The organism is Gottfriedia sp. ABJ_BB2_2 (assembly GCF_055484705.1).
Genome location: NZ_JBVFKR010000016.1, coordinates 16,391 through 41,878, shown reverse-complemented (window position 1 = coordinate 41,878; position 25,488 = coordinate 16,391). Strand labels below are relative to the sequence as shown.

The following is a 25,488-nucleotide window of genomic DNA, read 5'->3' as shown; positions in this document are numbered from 1 at the left end:
AAAGAAAGAGTGTCTAGATAGACACTCTCTATTTTTATTCTGTAATTTTTGGTTCAGTTGGTTCATCGTCCTTTTTAGGAGCAATGTTCACTTTAACCTCATCAGTAGAAGCAGTTGATGTAGGAAGTGTGCCTTGTTCCCAAAGACTCTTAATTCCTTTTGCATCTAACGTTTCTACTTCTAATAAAGTGTTAGCAAGTAAGTCTAATTTATCACGGTGCTTTGTGATAATATCAGTAGCTTTTGCGTAACAATCTTTAATAATTGTTTGAATTTCCACGTCAATTTCATAAGCAATCTTATCACTATAATTTTGCTCATTATTAAAGTCTCTTCCAAGGAATACATTACCACCTTGAGATTGACCAAACTGAAGCGGACCCAATTTATCACTCATACCAAATTCAGTAACCATACGACGAGCGATACCTGTTGCACGTTGGAAGTCATTATGAGCTCCAGTACTTACTTCACCAAATACTACTTCTTCAGCTACACGCCCACCGAGTAGACCTGTAATTTTATCTAGTAATTCTGGTTTCGTCATAAAGTATCGATCTTCTTTTGGTAACATAACTGCATAACCACCAGCTTGACCACGAGGTACGATTGTTACTTTGTGTACCATTTCAGCTTCATCAAGCACTTGGCCGATTACTGTATGACCAGCTTCGTGGAACGCAACAATTTTACGTTCTTTTTCAGATATAACTTTATTTTTCTTTGCAGGACCAGCAATTACTCGGTCAGTTGCTTCGTCAATATCAAGCATATCAATTTTCTTTTTATCACGACGAGCCGCCACTAAAGCTGCTTCGTTTAATAAGTTTTCTAAGTCAGCACCAGAAAATCCAGGAGTTCTTTGCGCGATCGCTTTTAAATCTACTTCAGGATCTAATGGTTTGTTTCTTGAATGAACCTTTAATACTGCCTCACGTCCCACAACATCTGGACGATCAACTGTAATTTGTCTATCAAAACGACCTGGACGTAATAACGCTGGGTCTAATACATCAGCACGGTTTGTTGCAGCAATGATAATAATTCCTTCGTTTGCACCGAAACCATCCATTTCTACAAGCAATTGGTTAAGTGTTTGTTCACGCTCATCGTGACCTCCACCTAATCCGGCACCACGTTGACGACCTACTGCATCAATCTCATCAATGAAAATGATACATGGCGCATTTTTCTTCGCGTTTTCAAATAAATCACGAACTCGAGAAGCACCTACCCCGACAAACATTTCAACGAAATCAGAACCACTGATTGAGAAGAATGGCACGCCAGCTTCTCCAGCTACAGCTCTCGCTAATAATGTTTTACCAGTACCTGGAGGTCCTACTAAAAGTACCCCTTTAGGTATTCTTGCACCAAGTTCCGAGAATTTACGTGGATCTTTTAAGAATTCAACAACTTCGACAAGCTCTTGTTTCTCTTCATCTGCACCTGCAACATCTTTAAAACGCACTTTTTTCTTTTCATCGTTATAAAGACGTGCTTTGCTCTTCCCAAAGTTCATTACTCGGCTTCCGCCACCTTGAGCTTGATTCATCAAGAAGAAGAACAGAATGAAAATAATAACAAACGGAATTAGCGAAGTAAGTATTTGAACCCATGCACTTGTTGTTTCAGCTTGCTTAACGTCTACAACTGTATCTTTTTCTGCGATTGCAGCATTTATGATTTTAGTTGTTTCATCGCTAATAGGTACTTGTGTTTGGAATTGTTCTCCTTTTTTCGCACCTTCAAATTGCCCTCTAACTATGTATACTCCATTTTTAGGTTGGTACTCGAATTTAGTAACTTCACCTTGCTGTAACGCATTATAAAATTTATCGTAACTTACTTTCTTTACTTGAGATTCGGACCCATTGAAATATGTAACAACGCCGATCACAACTAAGAAGATTAATATGTAAAAGACTGTATTACGGAAAATTCGATTCATTCCAAACCTCCTCTCTTTCGATTTGATTACTTTATATAGTAGCATAGTTATACTATGTAAACAAACGAATAAAACTTGACTTATTTCGTATAAACTTCAGGCTTTAAAACGCCAACATACGGCAGATTTCGGTAACGTTCGATATAATCTAAACCATATCCAACTACGAATGCATCAGGTACTTCAAAACCTACAAGATCTGCTTCAATGTTTGCTTTACGACCGCTTGGCTTATCTAATAAAGTTACAATCTTTACTGTATTCGCTTTACGGTGTTTAAATAATTCAACTAAATAGTTTAATGTAAGACCACTATCAATAATATCTTCTAGAATAACGACATCTCTTCCTTCGACAGAAGTGTTTAAATCTTTGACGATTTTTACCTCACCAGAAGAAACTGTACTATGTCCATAGCTTGAAACGTCCATAAAATCGATTTCAATATATGTATCGATATGTTTAATTAAATCAGACATGAAAGGAAGAGCACCTTTTAGAACACCCACTACAAGTGGAAAGCGATCTTTGTATTCTTCTGTTAGGGCTTTACCTAATTCTTTCACTTTTTCTTGAATTGCCTCTTCACTAACTAATACTTGTTGAATGTCTTGTTTCATTTTTTCCTCCTAGAAACTCTTTGAAACGACCTGTATAGCAATAAGTGGTTCGTCAACCGAAAAATTTCTTTCAAAAGCAGATTTTTTAATTAATGGAATCCAAAGTATCTGATCCTGACTATCGGTAATAATCGGCCATTCATTGCGTAATGATTGTTTCATTTTTTCATCAATAAATATATCTTTTATCTTTTTTGACCCATTCATACCCTTTAATGACATTCGGTCACCATTCTTTCTATTTCGAACGATGAGAGGAAAAGATACATCCTTAACTGAGCATATAAACATATCATTTTTTGAGTCATGATATTCGCTTATGTATTCAACTTTCAACGTAAAACCGTTTGGTGTTTCATAGATACCTGGCTCTTCGATTGAAATAGTATAATATTTCACATTCACATGCGTAAACGCAAATGAACATTCATCATAAGAGCGTGTTACGATTAAATCTTCAGGTAAATGCTGTTCCCAAGCAGTTTTTCCGTTCTTCAACAAAGTCAGAATCGAATTTATATGACCTTGTGTCAAGCCATTAGGGATATGTAGGTAAACATATTCTAATATTAGTTGAATACATCTTCTTTGTAAAGATATAGGCATTTTTAATAACAGTTGTATATCTATAGTAACTGCTTGTTTTTGTTTATTTTTTATAACTGTATTCAAAGCTTCTACAGATAATTCCATTAAATACTGCTCATCTTCAAGAAGTTGTCTGCTAAAATTTTGAAATCGTTTATGAGCTACTGGATTCTCCTCAAAAACAAATGGAAGTACTTGATGCCTAAAGCGGTTTCTCGTATAAACATTTTTAGCGTTGCTTGGGTCTTGACGAGGAGTTATTTGATGATCTTGACAATAATCAATTAATTCGTGCTTTCTTAGCTCCAAAAATGGACGTATAATCTCACCGGTACTAAATGGACGCCTTTCCCTTATACCAGCATAACCTATTGTCGAGCTACCTCTAACTAGTCTCATTAATATCGTTTCAATCTGATCTTCTCCATGATGGCCAAGCGCTAAATAATTTGCATGATATTTCGTCATTATTTTATCAAAAAATTGATAACGACATTCTCTAGCAGCTTGCTGAGAACTTAAACCAGATTCTTCTATAAATTGATTAACATGTATACTTTCACCTTCAAATACAACATTGTTTAGGAGACACCATTTTTTTACATACTCTAAATCGTCTAATGACTCTTGTCCCCTAAACATATGATCGACATGTGCGACGACGAGTGAGAAATCATACTCATCCCTTACGGACAAAAATGAATGAGCTAAAGCCATTGAATCTGGTCCGCCGGAAACACCAATCACAATACAACTATTTGATGGAATTCTATTTTGTTTGATAAAATCCTTCAATTGATTAATAACCATTCTTCCTACTCCTAATGAAAAGCAAAATTATATATATATGTTATCATTACTACACTTGGAGTACTATGATTAAAGCTGATAATAAAAATACAAGGCATAAGCTAAGCCTAATAATAAAACAATTGTTGATGTTTCAAACCAATGACTTCTTTTTTTCTTTTGCATCACTTTAACTTGAGTTCTTGTTGCTGTTTGACTAGATCTAGTTACATTCGGATTTTTTGCATTAGAAGATTTAGATACTTTATTCATTTGGTGATTTCTTTTCGTAATCTTCTGTTCATGCATAAGTAAGTCCTGCTTCATTTGATTAGCACTTGAATACTTACCTTCTAATCCCTTTAATAAAAAATCTTTATAAGGTTTTAGTGAAGAAGTCTGATGAATAACCTGCTCAATTTGTTTAATACCTTGTCCATTTTTCAAGAATTGCTTTTTAGAATGTAAATGAATAAAAATCATTGACACAGAAAATAAATCATAGGAGATTTCTGCTTTCCTTGAGCCTAATCCCCAGTATCCACGATCGAAAAACTCAGTAAATTCTTTTACTGCTCGTCCCATCTGGGTTACGCCACCAAAATCAATCCATTGAACTTTATATGGTTCTTTTGTTACTAGTAAATTGTCGGTCTTTAAATCTCCAAAAATATATCCCTTATCATGTAGATTTGATAATAATGATAAAAGTTGAATGATAAATATGCTACTCCATTCCATTCCATTACGTTCAATGAATTGAGGCAAGCTAACCCCGTTAACATATTCCATCACATAAAAATAGTAGCTTTCTTTTGTATATGGATCAATATAGTCATCCACATCTATAAAAGAAGGCCCGAGGAATGAACCTTGGACCTTTGTAATTTTTTTCAGAACATTTACTTCATTCGTTATGTTTGTAGAGTCCTTACTCAACTTCAGTGCAATTTCTCCGTTTTTAGATAAAGCCAGATAGACGGTTCCATTCGCTCCGTTTCCTAATAGACTCTTAATTTTATATTGATTTTTATTCCACTTACCAGTAATAACAGTACCTGCCGCTAAATTAATCTGCCCATTCGATTGATTGTTCATCATCACCATCGTATTTACCCCTACTATAGCTTTGGTCATTAAAATAATTTAGAGCTTCTCGTAAAGCTGGACCAGTCGGTGTAAGACCACCCATTGTTAACTTAGGAAAAATAGTATTTAACTTTTCAAGCTTAGGTGTCCAGTCGAGTATTTTATCAACATCATTATGTTTCCCTGGAAATATAAATAATGAAAATGCATTATCACCAGTACGTGAATTTAAGCTGATTTGTAGATCAAATAAAGATTCTTTTACAGTTTCTAACTTATCTTTCATACTAGCACTTGTATCTACTAAAATAATAACTTCTAAACTAACAGTTTCTCCAATATCTTCAACTACCTCATATACCTCTTCACGCTTTGAAGGTGGAAGTGATTCAATTGAATTACTTGAACCTAATATTTGTTTTAATTCCTTATTAACAAAACCTTGGATTGTCTGTGTCATCGCTTTTCTAGTAACCATTTGAACTGTTTGAGAGAGTTGTTTTGAATAAACAATTTGACTTATCCCTCCACCAGCAACTGCAATATCTTCTATTTCTTTTAAACCATCCCCGCTTTTAGATTTTTCATCTAAAATACCAATAACATTTACTGTAATGCCATATTCTTTTGCTAAGCTTGCTACCGCTAATGGATCTTCTCCGTGATTTGAATAGCCATCCGTAATTAATAAGATTTGTTTTAATTTTCCCTTATACATACTTAATCCCCTCCGCATAAAAGTTGTTACCATTTTGTCCAAATATGGGAGGGGATAAACCTTATTTAATTTTATTTACTATGCCATCGCACTATATGATGCAATAGACGACCATTTTGGCATATTTCGTTTAACGACTGCAACTACTACAGTCATATCATCATTGATATCTCCAGTATTAGATCGAATAACCTCCTCTAGTAATAGTTCAGCCACTGCTTGAGGATCATCTGTTTCTAATTCACTTACTTTACGTTTCATCCACATTTCATAATTTTCTACATGTCTAGGACCTTCAAAAATTCCATCGCTCATCATGATTAACAAGTCACCAGCTTTTAATTGCTCGCTCACAACTTCCACATCAAAGTCATCAATAATACCAATTGGAAGATTACTTCCTTCTATTTTGATAACTTGTTTACCTCGCTTAACAAAGCTCGGTGATGAACCGATTTTTAAGAACTTTGCAGATGCATCATGTAAATCAACCATCGCTAAATCTAATGTAGCAAATACCTCCTCCGTTGTACGTAAGGATAATATTGAGTTAATTGATTTAATCGCAACAGTTTCTTCAATGCCTGAGTTTAATATTTTTTGTAATAGCTTTAATGTTTCATTGCTTTCAATATGAGCACGTTCACCATTACCCATTCCATCACTGATTGCAATTGCATGTTTCCCTGCTCCTACATCCATGATTTTAAAAGCATCTCCGGAAATGAATCCACCACCTTTTGCAGCAGTAGCTACCCCTGTTTCGATGACATATGCTTTGTCAGATCCAAATGTAACTAAGTAATGTCCACTATTCGGAATTGCTGCCGATTCTTCTTTTAACACGACAATCGTCTCTTTTAAAATATCTGATAAAATAGGTCCAATTAATTTTTGACATTCACCATACTCATTCTCAAAAGGTATGAGAATATCAATATCTATATTCCCTTGCTCTAAATTGTAAATTTCAACTTGGCTTACATCGATTCCAAAGTTTAGTAAAGCTTGAAGGATTTGATCTTCCTGCAATTGATGATTTTCTTTTTCACGTTGGATTTCTTGTGCAAAATCAACCATTACTTTTGAAACGCCCTTTAATTGTTCCGCTACAAGTCTTCTACTTTCCTGCACTTGCTTCTTTAGTCGTTGATTAGCTCGGAAATAAAACACTTCTTGCTTCATCAAATCAGCCATTTTTGAAGAACGCTGACAGTACTTTTCCCACTCTCTCATAAATTGACCATTTTTAATGAGCTTGTCCTTTTCAACAAGATCCATCATATTTGCCATGTATTGATATGTTCGATCGCCATTATTTGACCAACAATGGTCTTTCTTTAAACAACTATTACAGCATTTGTTTGATATACTGCATACAAACAACTCTTCATCCGTTAATTCATCTTCAATTTTAGAAAATTGACTTGGTTGAGAAAAACTTGCTGATAACGCTTCGAATACATTCGAAAACTGATTGATTCGGTTAGCAGTTAAATCACGAATCTTACGAAGATATTGCTGTTGATCTGTAGAATGTTCTTCTGTACCGGGTACTAACTTCGCTAATTGTTTTAACAAAATTGTAGGCGTTAAAATAAATAACAAGATCGCTATCACTGATTCTATAATTGAGAAAATGATATCAGATTGCTTTTCAGCATAGAAACTAATTAAGCAAGTACCAATTAGTAGGCCCGCTGATGCACCTAAGCGCTTTCCTTCTTTTAACAATCCTCCTAATAAGCCCGAAAAAGCTAACAAGCTCATTTGATATAAACTTGAAACACTTGCAAGGCTTAAAATCAACCCAGTTACAACACCAACAGTACATCCAACCGTTCCGCCTGCAACAAACGCAAAAACCAAAACGATATATCTCGTAACGATATGCTGAATTGAAAGGTCTTGAATATACCAGTCAGTTGTCCCCGTCACAACTGAAGCCAATAAAATTACTAGACAGACAATTTCCTCAACACCTAATAGTTGTTTTCTTTTTGGAATGGCAAGTAACGGTACACTTTGGAAAAATATCATTGTTAAAATAAAGCTAAGGCCAGCTTCAACCGATGCCATTAAGACATCATACATTAATACTTCTTGCTGGAAAGCATATGAAATAAGTAGGTGACTTAAAAATACTGATAAAAATACTTGAAATGGAACAAGTCCGACATAATGACGTTTAATTCTTGAAAAGAAAATATTGAGGATAAAGAATAATATGACTGTGGAAAACGCATAGCTAGCTGTTTCAAGCGAAACAGTTGCTGCTCCTGCCATTAATGCGATAAAGGCTACACCTGTGCGTTCGCGTTTCATCATATAAACAGAGGCAAAGAACGGTAAAACGAAAGGGAGAATATTTGATAAAATCAACGCACGTCCTAATAGAAAACCAGTTATAAAGATTAATAGCCCCCAATCAAAAAGTGCTCTTTCTAATTTAGGCTTTATCGACTTAGAGGACTGCCGAAAAATAGATTGAAATCCGTTCATAGGGATCAAGCTTGGTGAAGTATTAGAAGATCCTCTTTGTAATTTAGACATATTCCCACCCCATCCGATTTAGTTTATGTCCATATTTTAACTTGTCCCATTGCAAGAATATGTCAAAATGACAAAGGATAATAAAAGTTTCCTTCGACGCAAAAAGCTTTAACCTACAACTGTTTTACAAATTATGAGAAAACCTAGCATCAGAATTACTCTAATCAAGTAAAAGAAGCGCATTTCATAAATAATATGTCTATAAAAAAATAGAATAGGAAATTAAAAATAGGGATATACGGATACGAATATTTGGTGGAGTAAATGAAATAAATAGATTTCATTGGCGAGCATCGATAAACTCTTCGATCAGTAATTAAGATATCATTTCTTAGTACAGGTGTATTACCCAAAACTATGAATAAAAAAAACGTCTAGCCCCTATAAGAGTCTAGACGTTTTTTCTAGAAGATATGACCCGTACGGGATTCGAACCCGTGTTACCGCCGTGAAAGGGCGGTGTCTTAACCACTTGACCAACGGGCCGTAAAAATAAAATGGTAGCGGCGGAGGGAGTCGAACCCACGACCTCACGGGTATGAACCGTACGCTCTAGCCAGCTGAGCTACACCGCCATATTATTTAAACGACAAGTTTTATAATAGCATGGGTAAATATACCCGTCAACATATTTTTTTCATAGATTACATGTTTTTTAACAACTGTTTTCTTACATACAAAAAACGCACTCAATTACTGAGTGCGTGTTCTATATAATCATTTATGTCCTGACAAGGTAGCAAATTAACCTCGACGAGCTCCACGACCACCGCGCTTAGATTCTGTATTGCGTTTTAAAGAAGCTAGGCGATCTTCACTGTCTTTTAAAAATTTACTCATTTTTTGATCAAATGTTTCTTTAACTGGACGTTGATCTGAACGATTTTGGTTTTTACCACGGTTTCCACCGCCACCGCCACCATATGCCGGTCTGCTTGTGCGAGGTCTTTGCTCACGCTCTCCCTCTTTTACTGGTGGACGTTCTTTTGCTTTTTTAATTGAAAGTCCAATTTTACCGTCCTTTTCAACATTGATAACTTTTACTTCGACTTCATCGCCAACTTTTAAATGTTCATTAATATCTTTAACATAGTTGTCAGCTACTTCACTAATGTGAACAAGTCCAGTTACTCCTTCTGGTAACTCTACGAAAGCACCAAAATTTGTAATTCCTGTAACTTTCCCACTTACTTTGCTGCCTACCTCAATTGACATAAAAAAAATGCTCCTCCTTAAGTTGTTTAACTGGATTTACTATATTATATAAAATAATAAAAACAAGTGTCAATGAAACGATAATTACTTAATATTGGGAAAGATGATTTCTCCCTCTTTTGAAAAAAATAAATTTTTTCGTGCCATTTCAATAATAAACTCATCATCCCTCAATTGATTAATTAAATGATTGGACTCCTCAATTTCACTTTTTGTATCTTTTAACTCTACTGATGCTTGTTGTAACTGATTCATTTTTGAAGAATAAAGTAGCTGTTGTGATTCAAAATGTGATTGTAATAATAAGCATATAGGTACAGCAAACATAAAGAAACATGAAACACGCATTAAAAATTTCTTTATACTCCTTTTTTTAGGAATATCGAATTGCTCCTCAACTAAAACAATTTTCTGTTTAACATAATCTTGTCTAGTTACATCCAACTTCCTAGCATGCTCCACTTATTTCTTCCTCCTATCTAAAAGGTTCTTTGCTTTTTTAATAGTAGTAAGGAAGATATTCTTTGATTTTTCTAAAATCCCTTTAAATCGTCTTAAATAGTTTTTGACTCGTTTTGGCACAAAAAACCAACATACTCTGACGAAAAACATTAAAATTGATAGGACAACGTTGTAAAGTAAATGGATTAGTCGAATAAGGACACCATAAATAAATAAAAGAATGACAATCAAAAGCTGAATTAGCCACTTAATTGGGACCACAATCAATGCATTAATAATCTTTACGAGAATACGGTAGATACTAATCACAAGCTGTATCGTAAACTCAAGAATTTTTTTATAAATAGATTTTAGTAGGCTTTGATATGCAGCAAATCCACATAATATCGCTAACAGTAAATAAAAACGCAATGCTCCCTCATTCACTAAATATAGTACATAAAAAACTAGTAATGACTGAAAGATCCAAAACAAGATATCCGTACCAAATACAATATATTTATTACTTCTACCTCGATATAAAAAACGATGGTATGTATCTAGCGCCATACCAAGGTAAGCACCCATACCGACCATCGCCACCATAGAGTAAAACTGAACGTTTAAGCTCATTTAAATAGCTTGCTAAAGATCCCTTTAGCTTTCCCCGAATTATATTCATCGATATAACATAATTCATTTATTTTCCCTTTTATTGCCACATGCCCTTTTTCTACATCGAGGTTTTTCATTTGTAGATTATGGCCTTTAATATGCAAAAAACCCAATGTTGTTTCTAGTAAAAATTCTTCGCTATCGAAGCTTTCTACTTGTTTTACACCAGTAATTTCTAAATATCTTCTACTCTTTAGCGATAAATCCTGTTCAATTAATTGACTTGTATTTTTCGCATTCAACTCATACGGATTATTATTCATAACGTCCCTCCATATAATTCAATACAGCTTTATTTGTACAAGTATATGAAGGGACAACTATTTTAGAACAAGCTATCAGTTAGTTTTTCTTCACTAATAATTGAATACATCGCATCTGCTTCTTCTTTGCGTACTATTTCTTTTAATAAGTTAATTTTTGCCGTAACAATTTTTTGGCCAAAGCGAATCTTCAACTCATCGCCAACTTTTACTTCAGTAGAAGCTTTTGCAACAGTACCATTTATCGTAATTCTTCCTTGATCGGCTACTTCTTTTGCAAGTGTACGTCGCTTAATAATTCTCGACACTTTTAAAAATTTATCAAGTCTCATCTTTCTCTCTCCTTACATTTTAATTTACTCTAGCTCTTTTGCTTCATTCCAGAATTCATCCATTTCCTCAAGAGATACATCTGAAAATGTTTTATTTATTTCATTCAGTTTTGATTCGATAAACTGAAAACGTTTTGTGAATTTCATATTGGTTTTTAGTATTGCTTGCTCGGGATTTACTTCAATAAATCTAGCCAAATTTACGATGCTAAATAGTAAGTCACCTAATTCAGACTCAATTTTAGATTGCTCATTTAGCTCAATTGCTGCAAGTACTTCGGCTAACTCTTCTTTGATCTTATCTACAACTGGCGGTAGCTCTTTCCAATCAAATCCTACTTTTGCAGCTTTGCTTTGTAGCTTCTCTGCCTTTAGTAGACCAGATAATTCTTTTGGAATACCTGATAGAATCGTTGTAACAGCTTCACCTTTTTCAGCTTGCTTTAATTCCTGCCAATTTTTTAATACTTCTTCTTCATCTTCTACATTCACATCTGAAAATACATGTGGATGACGGTAAATTAACTTACTCACCAAGCCTTTAATGACATCTTGGATGGAGAAATAACCTTCATCCTCTCCAATTTGAGCATGTAACATCACTTGAAGTAATACATCTCCAAGCTCTTCGATGATATGATCATCATCTTCCTCATCAATTGCTTCAAGTAATTCGTATGACTCTTCTAATAAATATTTCTTTAAAGATTCATGTGTTTGCTTTTGATCCCACGGACATCCTTCAGGGCCCCTTAATGTTGCAATAACAGAACGAAGTGTTTCAAATTGATGATATAAATCTGCTTCGCGCTTTACAGGCGGTACATATACGCTCGTTAAGTTATTGATTGATGTATCTCGATCTAATTCGAATAAAGGAACTGTTCTTATTTGCTCAGCTTCACTACCAGCTGCGGTTACAATCGTTACTTCATAATCATCAGGAAGTTGCTCCATTAGTTTTAATTTTGCATGCGAAGCGGTCATTTGATCATAAACCTGACAAATAATTAAATGCTGTCTAAACGTTATGTATTCTTGCTCTAAATCAGTGGCATCAACGAATTGAAAGCCTTCTATTGGATCAATTTTCAAGCTAGTAAACATCGCATCTAAAAAGCTTTGTCCACCTTTAATATCTATTTCTACTTTCCCTTGATTAGCTAATTCAATTAACAATTGAACTGTTTTCTCTGCTACAAGAGGGTGTCCAGGAACTGCATAAGTAATTGACTTCTCCTTAGATTCTGATACTAACGTGTTCACAATTTCCTGATATACTTCCTCAAACTGATCGTGCTTTTCATATATAGCATCATAAGACTGGTATGTTAGTCCCTCTGCCTCTAATTCTTGAATAACAGGATGGTCTTTTGTTCGTAAAAATAGATTGTCAGTCTTTTGTAGTATTTTATAAATCCCTAATGGAAGCTGATTTAAATCACCTGCTCCTAGACCTAAAACTGTAATCTTGTTCATTTTGCTCCTCCTGTTCTTTTAAGAGAGCCATTTTTGTAATTTTTTACTTTTAATTAACGAGCTCAGCTCTTCAACTGTAAATAGTTTTATTTTGATTAAGACAACTGTAAAAACAATGGCTCCAACGCCTGCTGAAGATAATGCTTCAACTAACATACGTAAACGAAGCGGATTGATAAATAATGAATATTTCTCATATACATATTCATATCCAAGTACACTGTAATACATAATCACCAGGGAAATGAATAGCTTCACAATAAACATTAAGCCAAAGAATTTTACTTTTGAGAGTTTATAAATATAAGCTAAATTTAAGATTGTCACAATTATTAAAGCAATAACTGTTGAGTATGCCGCTCCTTTAGAACCAATTTGCTCCATTAAAATAACATTTCCAATGAATTTCACGCATCCACCTGTGATTACATTTAATGCAGGAATTAAACTTTTCCCTAGACCTTGGGCTATGGACGAAGTTGTAATTGAAATACCTGCAAAAAAGATTGAAATACATAAAATCGAAAGGACATCTGTACCTAAATCATTTCGATAAAGCATAATATTTGTAGGATGAATGATGGAAATTAGCCCAATTGTTGCAGCAGCCCCAACTACAATACTCACTCGAATCGCAGCTGATATTCGGTTATTGATAGAATGATGTTCTTTTCTAACTAACTCCCTTGATAAATACGGTATTAAAGCTAACGAGAATGAAGATGCAATGACGGCACCTAGTTGAATTAACGGAAATCCTCGATCATAAATACCTTTAACTAACTTAGCTCCTTCCACATGGTAACCGTATTGCACTAAAAGTGGATAAAAGGAGATCGAATCGATAAATTGTATAAATACGAGAACTAGGCTACTTAAACTAAGCAGTATACCTTGATATAAGATTGTTTTTAGTTCAAAACGATATTTTTTTACTAAACTGAAAGATGGGATCGTTAAACCAGAACCCTTAAATGATACCCAATAAAAGAAGTACAATATTGCAGCGATACTTCCCAATATTGAACCTGAAACTGCTCCTGCTCCTACAACATAAAGATTATCAGTAGTTTGCATTAAATAAATTGATAATACTAAAATCGTTACGACACGAATTAATTGTTCAATCACTTGACTGACAGAAGTAGGTCCCATATCCCCTAAACCCTGATAATAGCCTCGGAAGGCAGATGTAATTGGGACAAATAAGAAACCAACACTGACAACACGAATCAGCATAGCAAGATGATCATCACGCATAAACTGCGCTATACTATTACTTCCTATGTAAAGAGTCAAAAAACACAAGGTACCAATTAATAAAAGCATCATAAAAGTCGCATACACTAGCTCTTTGGCACCCTTTTCATCTTTTTTAGCTATTCGTTCAGCTACATAAGATGATAAAACTAAAGGAAAACCATATGTGGAAAAAGCTAAAGCAATTGCATAAACAGGATACACCTGTTGGTAAATATAGTAACCTAAATCACCAGCAATGTTTTGATATGGAATTTTATAAAATGCACTTAATACCTTTGATAATAAAGATGCAATTGTAATAAATAAAGCTCCTTGTAAGGCTGCTTTTTGCTTAGCTTTTTGCAAAAGGATAACAACTCCTTTGATAGATGGTTCACCCTTTAATGTATTACATTATTGGGGTTTATGTAAAGAGTTGCCAAAAGAAAAACCATTCCTGTGCCAAATCTGGCAAAAGAATGGTTTACTTTTTTGGTTTTTGTGGTGAAACGCCATGCCCTGGACGTCATAAGTTAAATTTCTTTGCCTTATGCTTGTCGGGGCAGAGCGAGGCGCTTCCACTTTTCTTTTTTACTGCTCCATTTGTCTTGCTAAGAAGTTTGTTGCTGTGTCGATTGCTTTTTTCTCGACGTCTGTGATCGTTTTGTCTTTGGAGAAGATAACGACTGCTCCGATCGGGTCACCACTTGCGATGACAGCTCCTACTGCGTAAGACTGATATTTTTCAATGACACTTTCGATAAAAGAAGCTTCACCAGGCTCACTTATTACTTTTGAGTTTCGTTCTGCCATGATTTTTTCAATAATATCACCAATATTTTTGTTTAAGTATTCTTTCTTAGAAGCACCTGCAACTGCAACTACTGAATCGCGGTCACTAATGATAACAGTGTGACCAAGTGTATCGTATAATGCATCTGCATACTCCTTAGCGAAATCACTTAATTCACTAATAGGTGAATATTTCTTTAAAATAACTTCTCCATCTCGGTCTACAAATATTTCTAATGGATCACCTTCACGGATTCGTAAAGTTCTCCTGATTTCCTTGGGTATTACTACTCGACCTAAGTCGTCAATACGTCGTACAATTCCTGTTGCCTTCATACTTGTAAAGCGCCTCCTCACTTACTTGCTTGTCTACGTTTATGAAAGAGAGTGACAATGAGGTAAGGTCACCCTTAATTAATGATAGTATCCTTCACAACTTCCGTTCTATACAAAATAAGTGAGATTTTTTGACACCTTTACTAAATTTATAGTAGTTTAAGCACATTTTGGTAACTTTTCTATGTTTCGTTAAGCATTTACACTTTCTTTTTTAACATTTTTAAGACCAGTTATTAATCCTTCGAGTGTTGTTAACCAGTCAGCTGGTTTTTTCCCTTTAACATCGAGTGTAATTTTTAATTTTGTACCTTCCATGCCAAGTCCAATTCCTCTTCCATAAGAATTGCAGAGCTTGAATAGTTTTCCGCCATCAATGTTTGCACTTGCTGCTTCTGAGAAGTAAATACTAACCTCTGATTTGACTTGCTTGATCAGTTCGATTTTCTCTGCATTTGCTAATAACTTGATATGTGCAACCTGACATAAGTAGCCAACTTCTACAGGGAATTCTCCAAAGCGGTCCATCAGCTCATCTTGAACATCATTTAGTTCATCAAAAGTCTCAACTCTTCTAAATTGCTTATACATTTCGATTTTTTGTTTACTGTCTTGAATATAAGTATCAGGTAAATAAGCGTCTACTTCGATATCAATTTCAACAGTAATTAAATCTTCCTTCTTAACGCCTCTACGTTGCTCAATTGCATCCTTCAGCATTTGTGAGTATAAGTCAAATCCGACAGAGTCGATAAATCCGTGTTGTTGGGCCCCAAGTAAATTACCTGCTCCACGTATTGATAAGTCTCGCATTGCAATCTTAAATCCTGAACCAAGCTCAGTGAATTCTTTAATTGCTTGTAGACGTTTTTCAGCAACTTCAGTTAAAACTTTGTCTTGTTTGTATGTAAAATACGCGTATGCCACACGGTTTGAACGTCCTACTCGACCTCTTAATTGGTAAAGTGTCGATAACCCCATTCGGTCAGCATCGTATACGATTAACGTATTTACATTTGGTATATCTACACCAGTTTCAATAATCGTTGTACTTACTAGAACATCGTATTGCCCATCTAAAAAGGCATACATAACTGATTCCAGTTCCCCTTCGTTCATTCGACCATGTGCCACAGCTACTTTCGCATCAGGAACTAGCATTGAAATTTGTTCTGCCATACGTTCAATATCTTCTACACGGTTATATAAGAAGTAAATTTGCCCGTCTCGAGATAATTCTCGTTCAATAGCTTCCCTTACTAATGCTGCATTGTACTCAACAACATAAGTTTGAACCGGGAAACGATTTTCTGGCGGTGTTTCAATGACAGATAAATCCCTAACACCTAGCATAGACATATGTAGTGTACGTGGAATCGGTGTTGCTGTTAACGTTAATACGTCAATATTTGCTTTTAACTGCTTAATTTTTTCTTTATGTGAAACACCAAATCGTTGCTCTTCATCAATGATTAATAAACCTAAATCCTTGTATATTATATCTTTTGATAATAATCGATGCGTTCCAACTACAATATCAACAGAGCCTTCTTTTAGCCCCTTCATTGTTTCAAGTTGCTGCTTACGGGAACGAAAACGATTTAGTAAACCAATATTAATTGGGAAATCTTGAAACCTTTCACGCAATGTTTCAAAGTGCTGTTGTGCCAATATAGTAGTTGGCACTAAGAATGCTACTTGCTTTCCTTCTACTATCGCTTTAAAAGCAGCACGAATTGCCACTTCAGTTTTCCCGTAACCTACGTCACCACATAATAGGCGATCCATTGGACGTTCTCTTTCCATGTCCTTCTTAATCTCATTAATAGAGCGAATTTGATCGTCTGTCTCTTGATATGGGAACGAAGATTCAAACTCTTGTTGCTCTAGTCCATCTGGAGAGAAAGCATATCCTCTTGATGCTTCTCTTTCTGCATATAATTTAATTAAATCGTCGGCTATATCTTGAACAGAGCCTTCAACTTTCTTCTTGACCTTTTTCCAATCTGACCCACCAAGCTTGTAAATCTTTGGCTCCTTACCTTCAGAGCCTACATATTTTTGCACTTGATCAATTTGCTCTATTGGAACAAATAATTTGTCCTCACCATGGTACCTTACATGTAAATAGTCTTTATGAATGCCATTTATCTCAAGTGTTTCAATTCCTAAAAACTTACCTATACCATGATTTACGTGAACGACATAATCCCCGACTTTAAGCTCAGAGTAATTTTTAATTCGTTCGGCATTTGATAGTTTTGTATTAATTCTTTTTTGCTTTTTCGCTTTCTTTGTAAAAAGCTCTCTTTCAGTAATTAGGACGAATTTCTCTAATGGTAGCTCGAAACCTGAAAGGAGTTCACCTTTCATAATGTATACTTCACCGCTTTTAATCTGATCGATAGAAGATACAATTTTGCCTTCCATTTTATAATCTTCTAAAATATTTTCTATTTTAAAAGTTCTTTCATCACTTTCACCTAGCATAACAATTGTATATTTGTTTTTCTTCCAACGATCTAATTCACTCTTTAACAAATTCATTTGTCCATGAAACTCTTGCATCGACTTACATTGAATCGAGACAACTTGTTCAGGATGCGTATGATGAACTCTTCTAGGAAATAGACTAGTATGTATTTGCTGGCGTTTTCTTGATTGAAGCAATTGGAAAAAATCATGAGAGAACGTGACACCTTGTAGTGCATTCCCTTCAGCTAATAACGATGTATACCATTCAGCCTCATCTTTCTTCATTTGTTCCACTACTTCATGAACTCTTGATATCTCATCAACAATCACGATTGAGTCATTTGGAATATAATCTAGTAAACTAAATTGTTTTTCATAGATTAAGCCAAAATACTTATAAATTTGGTCAATTAATTGTCCTTGTTTTAACTGCTCAATATCATATGTCACTTTTTCAACAAGTGTCTCTTTTAATTGTTGATCAGTCGTTTTTGAAAGTGTTGATTTAAACGCATCTTCAATCCGCTGAACGCCTAATTGCAAGTCAGCTTTTGGAATAATTCTCTCCGTTGCAGGTCCAATCTGCACATTTTCGTACTTATTGATTGACCTTTGGTTATCTGGAGAAAATGAACGAATCGAATCTATTTCGGTATCAAATAATTCTATTCTAATAGGATCCTCGTATGTTAATGGATAAATATCTAAAATTCCTCCACGTACACTGAACTCACCTTTACTTTCTACCATTCCAACTCTCACATATCCCATTTGAACAAACTGAGACACTAATGCAGTTAAATCTATCTCCTCACCTAATTCAAAATGAAGCTGGTAGCTTGCCCATAGCTCCGGAGATGGTAAATAACCTACTAAGCCCGCAACAGGCGTAACGATGACCGATGCTTTATTAGCCATCAAACTATTTAATGCTATTAATCTTTGTGATCTTAATTCGGGACTCGATACTGCAATTTCTGAAGCAATCAGTTCATTTGCTGGATATAAGAATACTTGCTCTTCTCCCAGTATAGACTTTATATCTTCGAACACTTTTTGAGCTTGCAGAAGATTATTCGTTACGATTAATTGAGTCTTTTTTGTTTCCTTATAAACTGCTCCAGCTAATAAGGTTTTTGCAGATCCAGTTAAATTGGTAACTAATTGTTCTCTTAGTCCGTTTTTTAGACCGCTTATTATTTTTTTTATATCATTATACCGGTTAAATTGTTCAATTAAACCAATCACGAAGTCAATCTCCCCTAACAGTCAATCTAAGTCTATTACAAAAAAGCATACCTAGTTAAAACATATTTGTCATTATTCAAAACAAAAAACAGAAAAACGCCTTAGGTAGGTACCAAAGGCAATTTAATGTATGAAATTTTTATATTCATGGTAATGTGGGTATTCTGAAAGTGTCATTTCACAATCCTCGCATACAATTTGAAAAACTTGGTTTGGAGATTGAATAAATTTTACAAAGTCACTTAATTCCGCTTCAAATGAATGGCAATAATAGGACGTTATTTGTAGTAAATGATGCTTTTCTAATCTACCTATTACCGTATTACAGTATCTACACTGACATTCTAATAATTCCAAAACGCGATGCCTCCATACGACAAAAAAATTCATATATACAGTATGGATTGTACTTACTATACTTATTCAATACCGAGGCGCAAATTCCTGTTTTTTATTTTTTATTAAATTGATTCATCACTTCAACGAATGGATGCTTTATAAAGTATTCACATGCATCAGCAGCTCGCTTTACACCATCAACCACATCTGCTACTTCTTCTTCATAAAAATTGGAAAGTACGTGGTTTACAACGCTCATCCCATTACTTGGACGATCGACGCCGATACGAATTCTTTGAAATTCCTGAGTACCTAAGTGTTGGATTAATGATTTAATTCCGTTATGACCACCAGCGCTACCTTTTCCACGTAAACGAAGCTTTCCAGTTGGGATATCCATTTCATCATAAAGTACGACTAAGTCTTCGATATCAATATCAAAGTAGTCCATAAAAGGTCTAACACACTCTCCAGATAAATTCATATATGTTAATGGTTTTAGAAGAAATACTTTTTCACCATTTATCATTCCTGATCCATAAATACCGTTAAATTTTTGTTGATTTAGCGGCAACCCATGACGATGAGCTAATTCATCTATCGCAATAAAGCCAATGTTGTGTCTCGTTCTTTCATACTCTCTTCCTGGGTTTCCTAGCCCTACAAAAAGTTTCATCTTTATACCTCCATCCTAAAAACAAACTGTACTGATATTACGAAAAGACGTAACCACTTCAGGCTACGTCCTCTTATACTTTTAGACAACATGCAAGTTATTAATCAAATAATGTACTTACAGATTGCTCCTCATATACACGAATGATTGCTTCACCAAGTAGGCCAGCAACAGATAATTCAACAAGTTTTCCTGCCTTTTTCTCTTCAGCAAGACAAATTGAATTTGTTACAACTAATTCTTTAATGCAAGAGTTTTCAATACGATCAATTGCCGGTCCAGACAATACAGGGTGTGTACAACAAGCATATACTTCTTTCGCTCCATGCTCTACTAAAGCATTGGCAGCAAGTGTAATCGTACCAGCTGTATCAATGATATCATCGATTAAGATTGCAGTTTTGCCTTCAATGTTACCAATAATATTCATAACTTCAGCAACATTTGGTCTTGGTCGACGTTTGTCAATGATAGCAATCGGCGCTTTAAGACGATCAGCCATTTTACGCGCTCTTGTTACTCCACCATGATCTGGAGAAACGATTACGATATCATCAAGCTGTTTTTTTCTAAAATAGTCAGAAAGGATAGGTACACCTAATAAATGATCAATAGGAATATCGAAGAAACCTTGAATTTGTGGAGCATGTAAATCAAGCGTAATTACGCGAGTTGATCCAGCTGTTTCAAGTAGGTTTGCAACTAATTTAGATGTAATTGGCTCACGTGAACGAGCTTTACGATCTTGACGAGCATAACCATAATATGGAATTACAAGGTTAATTGTTTTTGCAGATGCACGTTTTAACGCATCTATCATAATTAATAATTCCATGATGCTCTCATTTACTGGGAAGCTAGTTGATTGAATGATAAAAACATCACAACCACGAATACTTTCCTCTATATTAATTTGCACTTCTCCATCACTAAAACGAGAAACAGAGCATTTACCAAGCTCTACGCCAATGTGTTTTGCGATTTCTTCTGCTAATTTAGGATTCGAATTAAGAGTAAATACTTTTAAATGCTTGTCTGGATAATGATTAGGCATGTTTCGTGTACCCTCCGCTTTTTTTCTTTTTATCTATAATTAATTTTTATAGTATCCTTCTTTGTTCACTTGCCTTGCTCTTGCGATTGCAAGAGAATCTTCTGGAACCTCATCTGTAATGGTAGATCCAGCCGCAATATATGAACCTTTTTTCACAGTTACCGGTGCAATTAAGTTAGAGTTACAACCAACAAAGACATTATCTTCAATAATTGTTTTAAACTTATTTTTCCCATCGTAATTTACAGTGATTGAGCCACAACCAATATTTACGCCTTGGCCAACTTCTGCATCACCAATATAGCTTAAGTGAGATGCTTTACTGCCATTACCAAATGTAACTTTTTTCGTTTCTACGAAGTTGCCGATACGAACTTCATTACCTAATGTTGTAGCTGGACGAATATGAGCAAATGGTCCAACGGTTGTTGAGTCACCAATTTTACTTTCGTGTACAACTGATTGTTTAATACTTGTTTCATTACCGATTTCACTATCGATAATCTCACTATTTGGCCCGATTACACAATCAGTACCAATTATACTATTTCCATAAATCATTGTGCCAGGATAAATAATTGTATCTTCTCCAATTACTGTATCCGCAGAAATGTAAGTACTTGCAGGGTCAATGATTGTTACACCATTTAACATATGTTTTTTGTTAATCACTTTACGCATTAACGTTTCAGCCATTGATAATGCATATCTATCATTTACACCTAAAGTTTCATCGAAGTTTGGTGTTTTGTATGCAGCTACAATTTCATTTTGCTCTTTTAATATTTCAATAACGTCTGGTAAATAGTATTCACCTTGTGAGTTATCGTTATTAACTTCGTTCAATGCTTCAAATAGTGCCTTATTATCAAAGCAATATGTTCCAGTATTAATTTCTTGAACAGTTAATTCTTCAGGAGTTGCATCCTTATGTTCAACAATTTTTTGTACTGATCCGTCATTGCTCCTAATTATTCTACCATAACCTGTCGAATCCTCAAGATGAGCTGTTAAAATGGTAGCTTTTGCCTGTAATCTTTCATGTTCTTCGAAAAGTGCTTGTATTGTTTCTGGTGTAATAAGTGGCGTATCTCCACAAATTACTAAAGTTGTTCCTTCTTTATCCTTTAAAAGCGGAGCCGCTTGAATAACTGCATGTGCAGTTCCTAATTGATCAGCCTGTAGAGCGTATTCACTATTTTCACCTAATTGTGTTTTCACTAATTCCGCACCGTGACCAACTACAGTTACAACATTTTGTACGCCTACTGATTTTACATGATCTACAACATGCTGAACCATTGGTTTGCCACATACAGGATGAAGTACTTTATATAATTTTGATTTCATTCTAGTACCTTTACCTGCAGCTAGAACAATCGCATATTTATTTGACATTGTCATCCTCCATCAATCTATATCCATAACTTAAAATGTAATTATTAACATTTTTTAACGATATACATTCATGTTATTATACCATAAAAAAAGAACCCATTATACATTAACGGGTTCTTTTTAGTCATATTTTTAAGAAGCACCTGCTTCTTCAAAGTCTTCTTCTAACTCACCTACACGGTGATATTCAGCTAATACAGAATCTTGTATTTTGCTACGAGTTGAAGAGTTGATCGGATGAGCGATATCACGGAATTCTCCATCTGGAGTACGTTTACTTGGCATCGCTACAAATAAACCATTGTTACCATCAATAACTCGAATATCATGAACGACAAATTCATGATCTAGTGTGATTGATGCGATTGCTCTCATACGACCTTCCGTATTTACGCGGCGTAGTCTTACGTCTGTCACTTCCATCTTGTTCACCACCTTTATCATCTTTAAGCAATACTAGTTAGTTTCAACAATTATCAAAAATTTCCTTCTTTTGGGAAAATTTTTTATGTAATTAATTTTTAGATTTTTTAAAAATATTTGTTAAATAAGAGGCCTCAAGTAATTTATCGGAATTTTTTATGTAAAATTTAGGAATTTAGAAAAAAATATAAAAAAAAACCTGAAAAAGTTTCAGGTTTTACACAATTGCTATACATTCGATCTCAACAAGCACATCTTTTGGTAATTTTGCTACCTCTACACAACTTCTTGCAGGCTTATGTTCATTAAAGAATTCTTCATATACACCATTAAAATCTGTAAAAGTCGATAAGTCTTTTAAAAATACAGTAGTTTTTACTACTTTTGATAAATCAGTACCAGCTTCTTCAAGTACCGCCTTTAAATTCGCAAAAACTTGTTTTGTTTGTTCTTCAATTCCGCCATCAACAATTGTCCCATCTACACGTAATGGAATTTGTCCAGAAGTGTATAACAAACCATTAGCTATTAAAGCTTGTGAATATGGTCCAATCGCTTTTGGAGCGTGATCAGTATGAATAATTTGCATGTTCTCTCTTCCCTTCTAAAATTATGACAAATAGCTCGATTGCTCGAAATACTATTCTGTTTTCATAAATGATTCTTCAAGGAAATTACCTTTTTCAACGCGTATTAGTTGTTCTCTTTCATTCACTTCCGATAATTTCACAAGTGATATGTAATCTTCAACCAATCTCTCTTCAATATTAACCGCTTCAACTAAAACGCCAATCCCAGCAACATTAGCTTGGAATTCCTTCAATAAATTTCTCATTCCAGTAATTGTGCCGCCAGCTTTCATAAAATCATCAATGATTAATACATTTGCACCGGCTTCAATACTACGTTTCGCCAAAGTCATCGTTTGGATACGTTTTGTAGAACCTGATACATAGTTGATACTAACCGTTGAACCTTCAGTTACTTTATTGTCGTGACGTACAATAACTACTGGTACATTTAAGTAATTAGCAACTGCATATGCTAAAGGAATACCTTTTGTTGCAACTGTCATAACTAAATCTACTTTTTTCTCACCAAATATTGAAGCAAACATACGGCCAACACTATTTACATAGTTTGGGTTACTCAGTATATCTGTCATATATAGGTATCCGCCAGGTAACAATCTGTCCGGGGTTTGGATTAAGCTACATAGTTCTGCTATTGTCGTATTCACTTCTTGAATACTAATACTAGGAATATATTTAACTCCACCAGCCGCACCTGGAACTGTCACAAGCGTTCCAATTCCTTGCTGTTCAAACGTTTGCTTTATAATACCCAAGTCTTCACTGACAGAAGATTTAGCAGACGCATATAGTTCAGCAAAAAATGTCAATGATACTAACTGCTGTGGGTGATGTAATAAGTAGTGGGTCATACCTACAAGACGAGAGCTTCTTCTAATTTTCATGGAGCACCTCAAATCACGAATATTTTATAAAAATTTTATAATAATATTCGTATTTAATCAAGTTTTTCACGTTCTCCTAACATACGAACTGCATAAACCTGGTCACAAAATCCTTTTAATCCATTGTAAACTCGATTCATTCTTGAATCATGTCTTACCAATCCGAATACAGTTGGTCCACTACCGCTCATTAGGACTGCATCTGCACCGAACCTTTTCATTTGTTCTTTAATCATTGCTACTTCAGGATGTAATTGTAATGTAACTGTTTCTAATACATTTCCTAAAGAATCACAAATTTCGTCATAATCTTTTTCAGAGATAGCTTGGATCATTTTATCTACGTCTGGATGCTTTACATCTTCTAGCTTAAGCTTTTGATATACAGTTGCGGTAGACACGCCTTGTGTTGGCTTCGCTAAAATCACCCAACAAGGCGGCGGCGTGTCGATGTGTTGAATCTTTTCTCCACGTCCAGTTGCAATCGCTGTTCCGCCATATACACAAAAAGAAACATCCGAACCAATCTTTGAACCGATTTCGGCTAATTCATCTAAAGAGCAATTAAGATTCCATAGCTTATTCAATCCCCTTAAAACTGCTGCAGCATCAGAGCTTCCTCCAGCTAATCCAGCAGCAACAGGAATATTCTTTGTAATAAAAATATGAGCTCCTTGCTTTATTCCGAACATATCTTTCAGTAACACTGCTGCCTGGTATGCTAAGTTACGTTGATCATCAGGCACATAACGATTATGTGATGTAACTACAATTTTATCTTCTTGAAGTAGCTCTAACTCGATTCGATCAGCTAAATCAATTGTCGTCATAATCATTTTCACATCATGATATCCATCGTCTCTTTTACCTACGACATCTAATGAAAGGTTTATTTTCGCTGGAGCCTTTACCATTAACTTCATTATTTTCACCTTCTTATGAACACTACTTTTTTGCTATTGTATCATAATTAACTCATAAGAAAAATCTACCATTATGAAAGTGCAATTTAACCCTTCCTTTTCTGCTCCGAAAGGTCACAAAAAACCGAAGCAAAAAGCCTCGGTTTTATCGAAGTGAATATTCATTACTGTTGCTTATTTGATAATTGTAACTCAGCTAATTGGATTGCTCTTTTAACCATGTTGCCGGCATCCTTCGCTCGGATGCCTCCCCAGCCTTCTTTTTGAACAACGTCATAGAACCCTAAATCTTTAGCAAGCTCTTCTTTAAACTTCTCTGACATAATTCCTCTTCTTCTTCTTCTTCCCAAAAAAAGCAACCCCCTTTTCAACTTCGACAGGGTTAGTATATG

24 protein-coding genes and 2 tRNA genes are annotated in these 25,488 nt (G+C 34.9%); all 26 read right to left on the bottom strand.

What is annotated here, in order from left to right; all coding sequences use genetic code 11:
* Positions 1-34 precede the first annotated feature (34 nt).
* The 26 genes from ftsH to ACX6U0_RS20590 all read right to left on the bottom strand — a co-directional run bounded on the left by ftsH (position 35) and on the right by ACX6U0_RS20590 (position 25,419).
* A complete protein-coding gene (gene ftsH / locus ACX6U0_RS20715) occupies positions 35-1,951 on the bottom strand; it encodes an ATP-dependent zinc metalloprotease FtsH (protein ID WP_464961715.1) in 1,917 nt (638 codons plus the stop codon).
* An 80-nt stretch (positions 1,952-2,031) separates the two neighbouring features.
* A complete protein-coding gene (gene hpt, locus ACX6U0_RS20710; RefSeq protein ID WP_464961714.1) occupies positions 2,032-2,571 on the bottom strand; it encodes a hypoxanthine phosphoribosyltransferase in 540 nt (179 codons plus the stop codon).
* A gap of 9 nt (positions 2,572-2,580) precedes the next feature.
* The gene (gene tilS, locus ACX6U0_RS20705; protein WP_464961713.1) at positions 2,581-3,969 is read right to left on the bottom strand and encodes a tRNA lysidine(34) synthetase TilS; all 1,389 of its coding nucleotides are present in this window, start codon (positions 3,967-3,969) and stop codon (positions 2,581-2,583) included.
* Between the two features lie 69 nt (positions 3,970-4,038).
* Positions 4,039-5,055: a protein kinase domain-containing protein gene (locus ACX6U0_RS20700; RefSeq protein ID WP_464961712.1), complete on the bottom strand. Its 1,017-nt coding sequence runs from the start codon at positions 5,053-5,055 to the stop codon at positions 4,039-4,041.
* A complete protein-coding gene (locus tag ACX6U0_RS20695; RefSeq protein WP_464961711.1) occupies positions 5,018-5,755 on the bottom strand; it encodes a VWA domain-containing protein in 738 nt (245 codons plus the stop codon). The genes ACX6U0_RS20700 and ACX6U0_RS20695 overlap by 38 nt, the downstream gene beginning before the upstream one ends.
* 78 nt (positions 5,756-5,833) lie before the next feature.
* Positions 5,834-8,308 carry a stage II sporulation protein E gene (gene spoIIE / locus ACX6U0_RS20690; protein WP_464961710.1) on the bottom strand — a complete coding sequence of 825 codons (2,475 nt, stop codon included), beginning with the start codon at positions 8,306-8,308 and terminating at the stop codon, positions 5,834-5,836.
* A 414-nt stretch (positions 8,309-8,722) separates the two neighbouring features.
* Positions 8,723-8,794: transfer RNA gene (locus tag ACX6U0_RS20685), tRNA-Glu, on the bottom strand.
* Between the two features lie 12 nt (positions 8,795-8,806).
* Positions 8,807-8,883, bottom strand: a tRNA-Met gene (locus ACX6U0_RS20680).
* A gap of 169 nt (positions 8,884-9,052) precedes the next feature.
* Complete coding sequence (locus tag ACX6U0_RS20675) at positions 9,053-9,523, bottom strand: S1 domain-containing RNA-binding protein (protein ID WP_088004059.1); 471 nt, start codon at positions 9,521-9,523, stop codon at positions 9,053-9,055.
* Between the two features lie 84 nt (positions 9,524-9,607).
* Positions 9,608-9,985, bottom strand: a complete 378-nt coding sequence (locus ACX6U0_RS20670) for an FtsB family cell division protein (protein WP_464961709.1) — start codon at positions 9,983-9,985, stop codon at positions 9,608-9,610.
* Positions 9,986-10,597 carry a spore cortex biosynthesis protein YabQ gene (gene yabQ / locus ACX6U0_RS20665; RefSeq protein ID WP_464961708.1) on the bottom strand — a complete coding sequence of 204 codons (612 nt, stop codon included), beginning with the start codon at positions 10,595-10,597 and terminating at the stop codon, positions 9,986-9,988.
* Complete coding sequence (gene yabP, locus ACX6U0_RS20660; protein ID WP_464961707.1) at positions 10,594-10,902, bottom strand: sporulation protein YabP; 309 nt, start codon at positions 10,900-10,902, stop codon at positions 10,594-10,596. Before yabP ends, yabQ begins: the two co-directional genes overlap by 4 nt.
* Positions 10,903-10,964: 62 nt before the next feature.
* Complete coding sequence (locus tag ACX6U0_RS20655; protein ID WP_464961706.1) at positions 10,965-11,234, bottom strand: RNA-binding S4 domain-containing protein; 270 nt, start codon at positions 11,232-11,234, stop codon at positions 10,965-10,967.
* A gap of 24 nt (positions 11,235-11,258) precedes the next feature.
* Positions 11,259-12,713 carry a bifunctional methyltransferase/pyrophosphohydrolase YabN gene (yabN, locus tag ACX6U0_RS20650; protein WP_464961705.1) on the bottom strand — a complete coding sequence of 485 codons (1,455 nt, stop codon included), beginning with the start codon at positions 12,711-12,713 and terminating at the stop codon, positions 11,259-11,261.
* A gap of 18 nt (positions 12,714-12,731) precedes the next feature.
* The gene (locus ACX6U0_RS20645) at positions 12,732-14,321 is read right to left on the bottom strand and encodes a putative polysaccharide biosynthesis protein (protein WP_464961704.1); all 1,590 of its coding nucleotides are present in this window, start codon (positions 14,319-14,321) and stop codon (positions 12,732-12,734) included.
* A 225-nt stretch (positions 14,322-14,546) separates the two neighbouring features.
* The gene (gene spoVT / locus ACX6U0_RS20640; protein ID WP_088004044.1) at positions 14,547-15,083 is read right to left on the bottom strand and encodes a stage V sporulation protein T; all 537 of its coding nucleotides are present in this window, start codon (positions 15,081-15,083) and stop codon (positions 14,547-14,549) included.
* Positions 15,084-15,275: 192 nt separating this feature from the next.
* Positions 15,276-18,806 carry a transcription-repair coupling factor gene (gene mfd, locus ACX6U0_RS20635; RefSeq protein WP_464961703.1) on the bottom strand — a complete coding sequence of 1,177 codons (3,531 nt, stop codon included), beginning with the start codon at positions 18,804-18,806 and terminating at the stop codon, positions 15,276-15,278.
* Positions 18,807-18,929: 123 nt separating this feature from the next.
* Entirely contained in the window at positions 18,930-19,163 is a 234-nt protein-coding gene (locus ACX6U0_RS20630) for an anti-sigma-F factor Fin (protein ID WP_464961702.1), read from the bottom strand.
* 94 nt (positions 19,164-19,257) lie between these two features.
* A complete protein-coding gene (pth, locus tag ACX6U0_RS20625; RefSeq protein WP_464961701.1) occupies positions 19,258-19,821 on the bottom strand; it encodes an aminoacyl-tRNA hydrolase in 564 nt (187 codons plus the stop codon).
* A 100-nt stretch (positions 19,822-19,921) separates the two neighbouring features.
* Positions 19,922-20,875, bottom strand: coding sequence for a ribose-phosphate diphosphokinase (locus ACX6U0_RS20620; RefSeq protein ID WP_088004035.1), 954 nt, complete (start codon positions 20,873-20,875; stop codon positions 19,922-19,924).
* Positions 20,876-20,914: 39 nt separating this feature from the next.
* Entirely contained in the window at positions 20,915-22,273 is a 1,359-nt protein-coding gene (gene glmU, locus ACX6U0_RS20615) for a bifunctional UDP-N-acetylglucosamine diphosphorylase/glucosamine-1-phosphate N-acetyltransferase GlmU (RefSeq protein WP_464961700.1), read from the bottom strand.
* Between the two features lie 132 nt (positions 22,274-22,405).
* Positions 22,406-22,696: a septation regulator SpoVG gene (spoVG, locus tag ACX6U0_RS20610; RefSeq protein WP_056474486.1), complete on the bottom strand. Its 291-nt coding sequence runs from the start codon at positions 22,694-22,696 to the stop codon at positions 22,406-22,408.
* Positions 22,697-22,913: 217 nt separating this feature from the next.
* The gene (locus ACX6U0_RS20605; RefSeq protein ID WP_464961699.1) at positions 22,914-23,285 is read right to left on the bottom strand and encodes a RidA family protein; all 372 of its coding nucleotides are present in this window, start codon (positions 23,283-23,285) and stop codon (positions 22,914-22,916) included.
* Between the two features lie 51 nt (positions 23,286-23,336).
* A complete protein-coding gene (purR, locus tag ACX6U0_RS20600; protein ID WP_464961698.1) occupies positions 23,337-24,173 on the bottom strand; it encodes a pur operon repressor in 837 nt (278 codons plus the stop codon).
* A 53-nt stretch (positions 24,174-24,226) separates the two neighbouring features.
* Entirely contained in the window at positions 24,227-25,096 is an 870-nt protein-coding gene (ispE, locus tag ACX6U0_RS20595; RefSeq protein ID WP_464961697.1) for a 4-(cytidine 5'-diphospho)-2-C-methyl-D-erythritol kinase, read from the bottom strand.
* Between the two features lie 164 nt (positions 25,097-25,260).
* Positions 25,261-25,419, bottom strand: coding sequence for a small, acid-soluble spore protein, alpha/beta type (locus ACX6U0_RS20590; protein WP_464961727.1), 159 nt, complete (start codon positions 25,417-25,419; stop codon positions 25,261-25,263).
* Positions 25,420-25,488 lie beyond the last annotated feature (69 nt).

Excerpts from the sequence above, each read along its gene's own strand:
- ACX6U0_RS20655 (WP_464961706.1), bottom strand. The coding sequence starts at position 11,234 with ATGAGACTTGATAAATTTTTAAAAGTGTCGAGAATTATTAAGCGACGT.
- pth (WP_464961701.1), bottom strand. The coding sequence starts at position 19,821 with ATGAAACTTTTTGTAGGGCTAGGAAACCCAGGAAGAGAGTATGAAAGA.
- purR (WP_464961698.1), bottom strand. The coding sequence starts at position 24,173 with ATGAAAATTAGAAGAAGCTCTCGTCTTGTAGGTATGACCCACTACTTA.
- hpt (WP_464961714.1), bottom strand. The coding sequence starts at position 2,571 with ATGAAACAAGACATTCAACAAGTATTAGTTAGTGAAGAGGCAATTCAA.
- ACX6U0_RS20620 (WP_088004035.1), bottom strand. The coding sequence starts at position 20,875 with ATGCCTAATCATTATCCAGACAAGCATTTAAAAGTATTTACTCTTAAT.
- ACX6U0_RS20695 (WP_464961711.1), bottom strand. The coding sequence starts at position 5,755 with ATGTATAAGGGAAAATTAAAACAAATCTTATTAATTACGGATGGCTAT.
- ispE (WP_464961697.1), bottom strand. The coding sequence starts at position 25,096 with ATGAAGTTAATGGTAAAGGCTCCAGCGAAAATAAACCTTTCATTAGAT.
- yabQ (WP_464961708.1), bottom strand. The coding sequence starts at position 10,597 with ATGAGCTTAAACGTTCAGTTTTACTCTATGGTGGCGATGGTCGGTATG.
- spoVT (WP_088004044.1), bottom strand. The coding sequence starts at position 15,083 with ATGAAGGCAACAGGAATTGTACGACGTATTGACGACTTAGGTCGAGTA.
- spoVG (WP_056474486.1), bottom strand. The coding sequence starts at position 22,696 with ATGGAAGTGACAGACGTAAGACTACGCCGCGTAAATACGGAAGGTCGT.
- ACX6U0_RS20590 (WP_464961727.1), bottom strand. The coding sequence starts at position 25,419 with ATGTCAGAGAAGTTTAAAGAAGAGCTTGCTAAAGATTTAGGGTTCTAT.
- yabP (WP_464961707.1), bottom strand. The coding sequence starts at position 10,902 with ATGAATAATAATCCGTATGAGTTGAATGCGAAAAATACAAGTCAATTA.
- ACX6U0_RS20605 (WP_464961699.1), bottom strand. The coding sequence starts at position 23,285 with ATGCAAATTATTCATACTGATCACGCTCCAAAAGCGATTGGACCATAT.
- ACX6U0_RS20675 (WP_088004059.1), bottom strand. The coding sequence starts at position 9,523 with ATGTCAATTGAGGTAGGCAGCAAAGTAAGTGGGAAAGTTACAGGAATT.
- glmU (WP_464961700.1), bottom strand. The coding sequence starts at position 22,273 with ATGTCAAATAAATATGCGATTGTTCTAGCTGCAGGTAAAGGTACTAGA.
- tilS (WP_464961713.1), bottom strand. The coding sequence starts at position 3,969 with ATGGTTATTAATCAATTGAAGGATTTTATCAAACAAAATAGAATTCCA.
- ACX6U0_RS20700 (WP_464961712.1), bottom strand. The coding sequence starts at position 5,055 with ATGGTGATGATGAACAATCAATCGAATGGGCAGATTAATTTAGCGGCA.
- spoIIE (WP_464961710.1), bottom strand. The coding sequence starts at position 8,308 with ATGTCTAAATTACAAAGAGGATCTTCTAATACTTCACCAAGCTTGATC.
- yabN (WP_464961705.1), bottom strand. The coding sequence starts at position 12,713 with ATGAACAAGATTACAGTTTTAGGTCTAGGAGCAGGTGATTTAAATCAG.
- ftsH (WP_464961715.1), bottom strand. The coding sequence starts at position 1,951 with ATGAATCGAATTTTCCGTAATACAGTCTTTTACATATTAATCTTCTTA.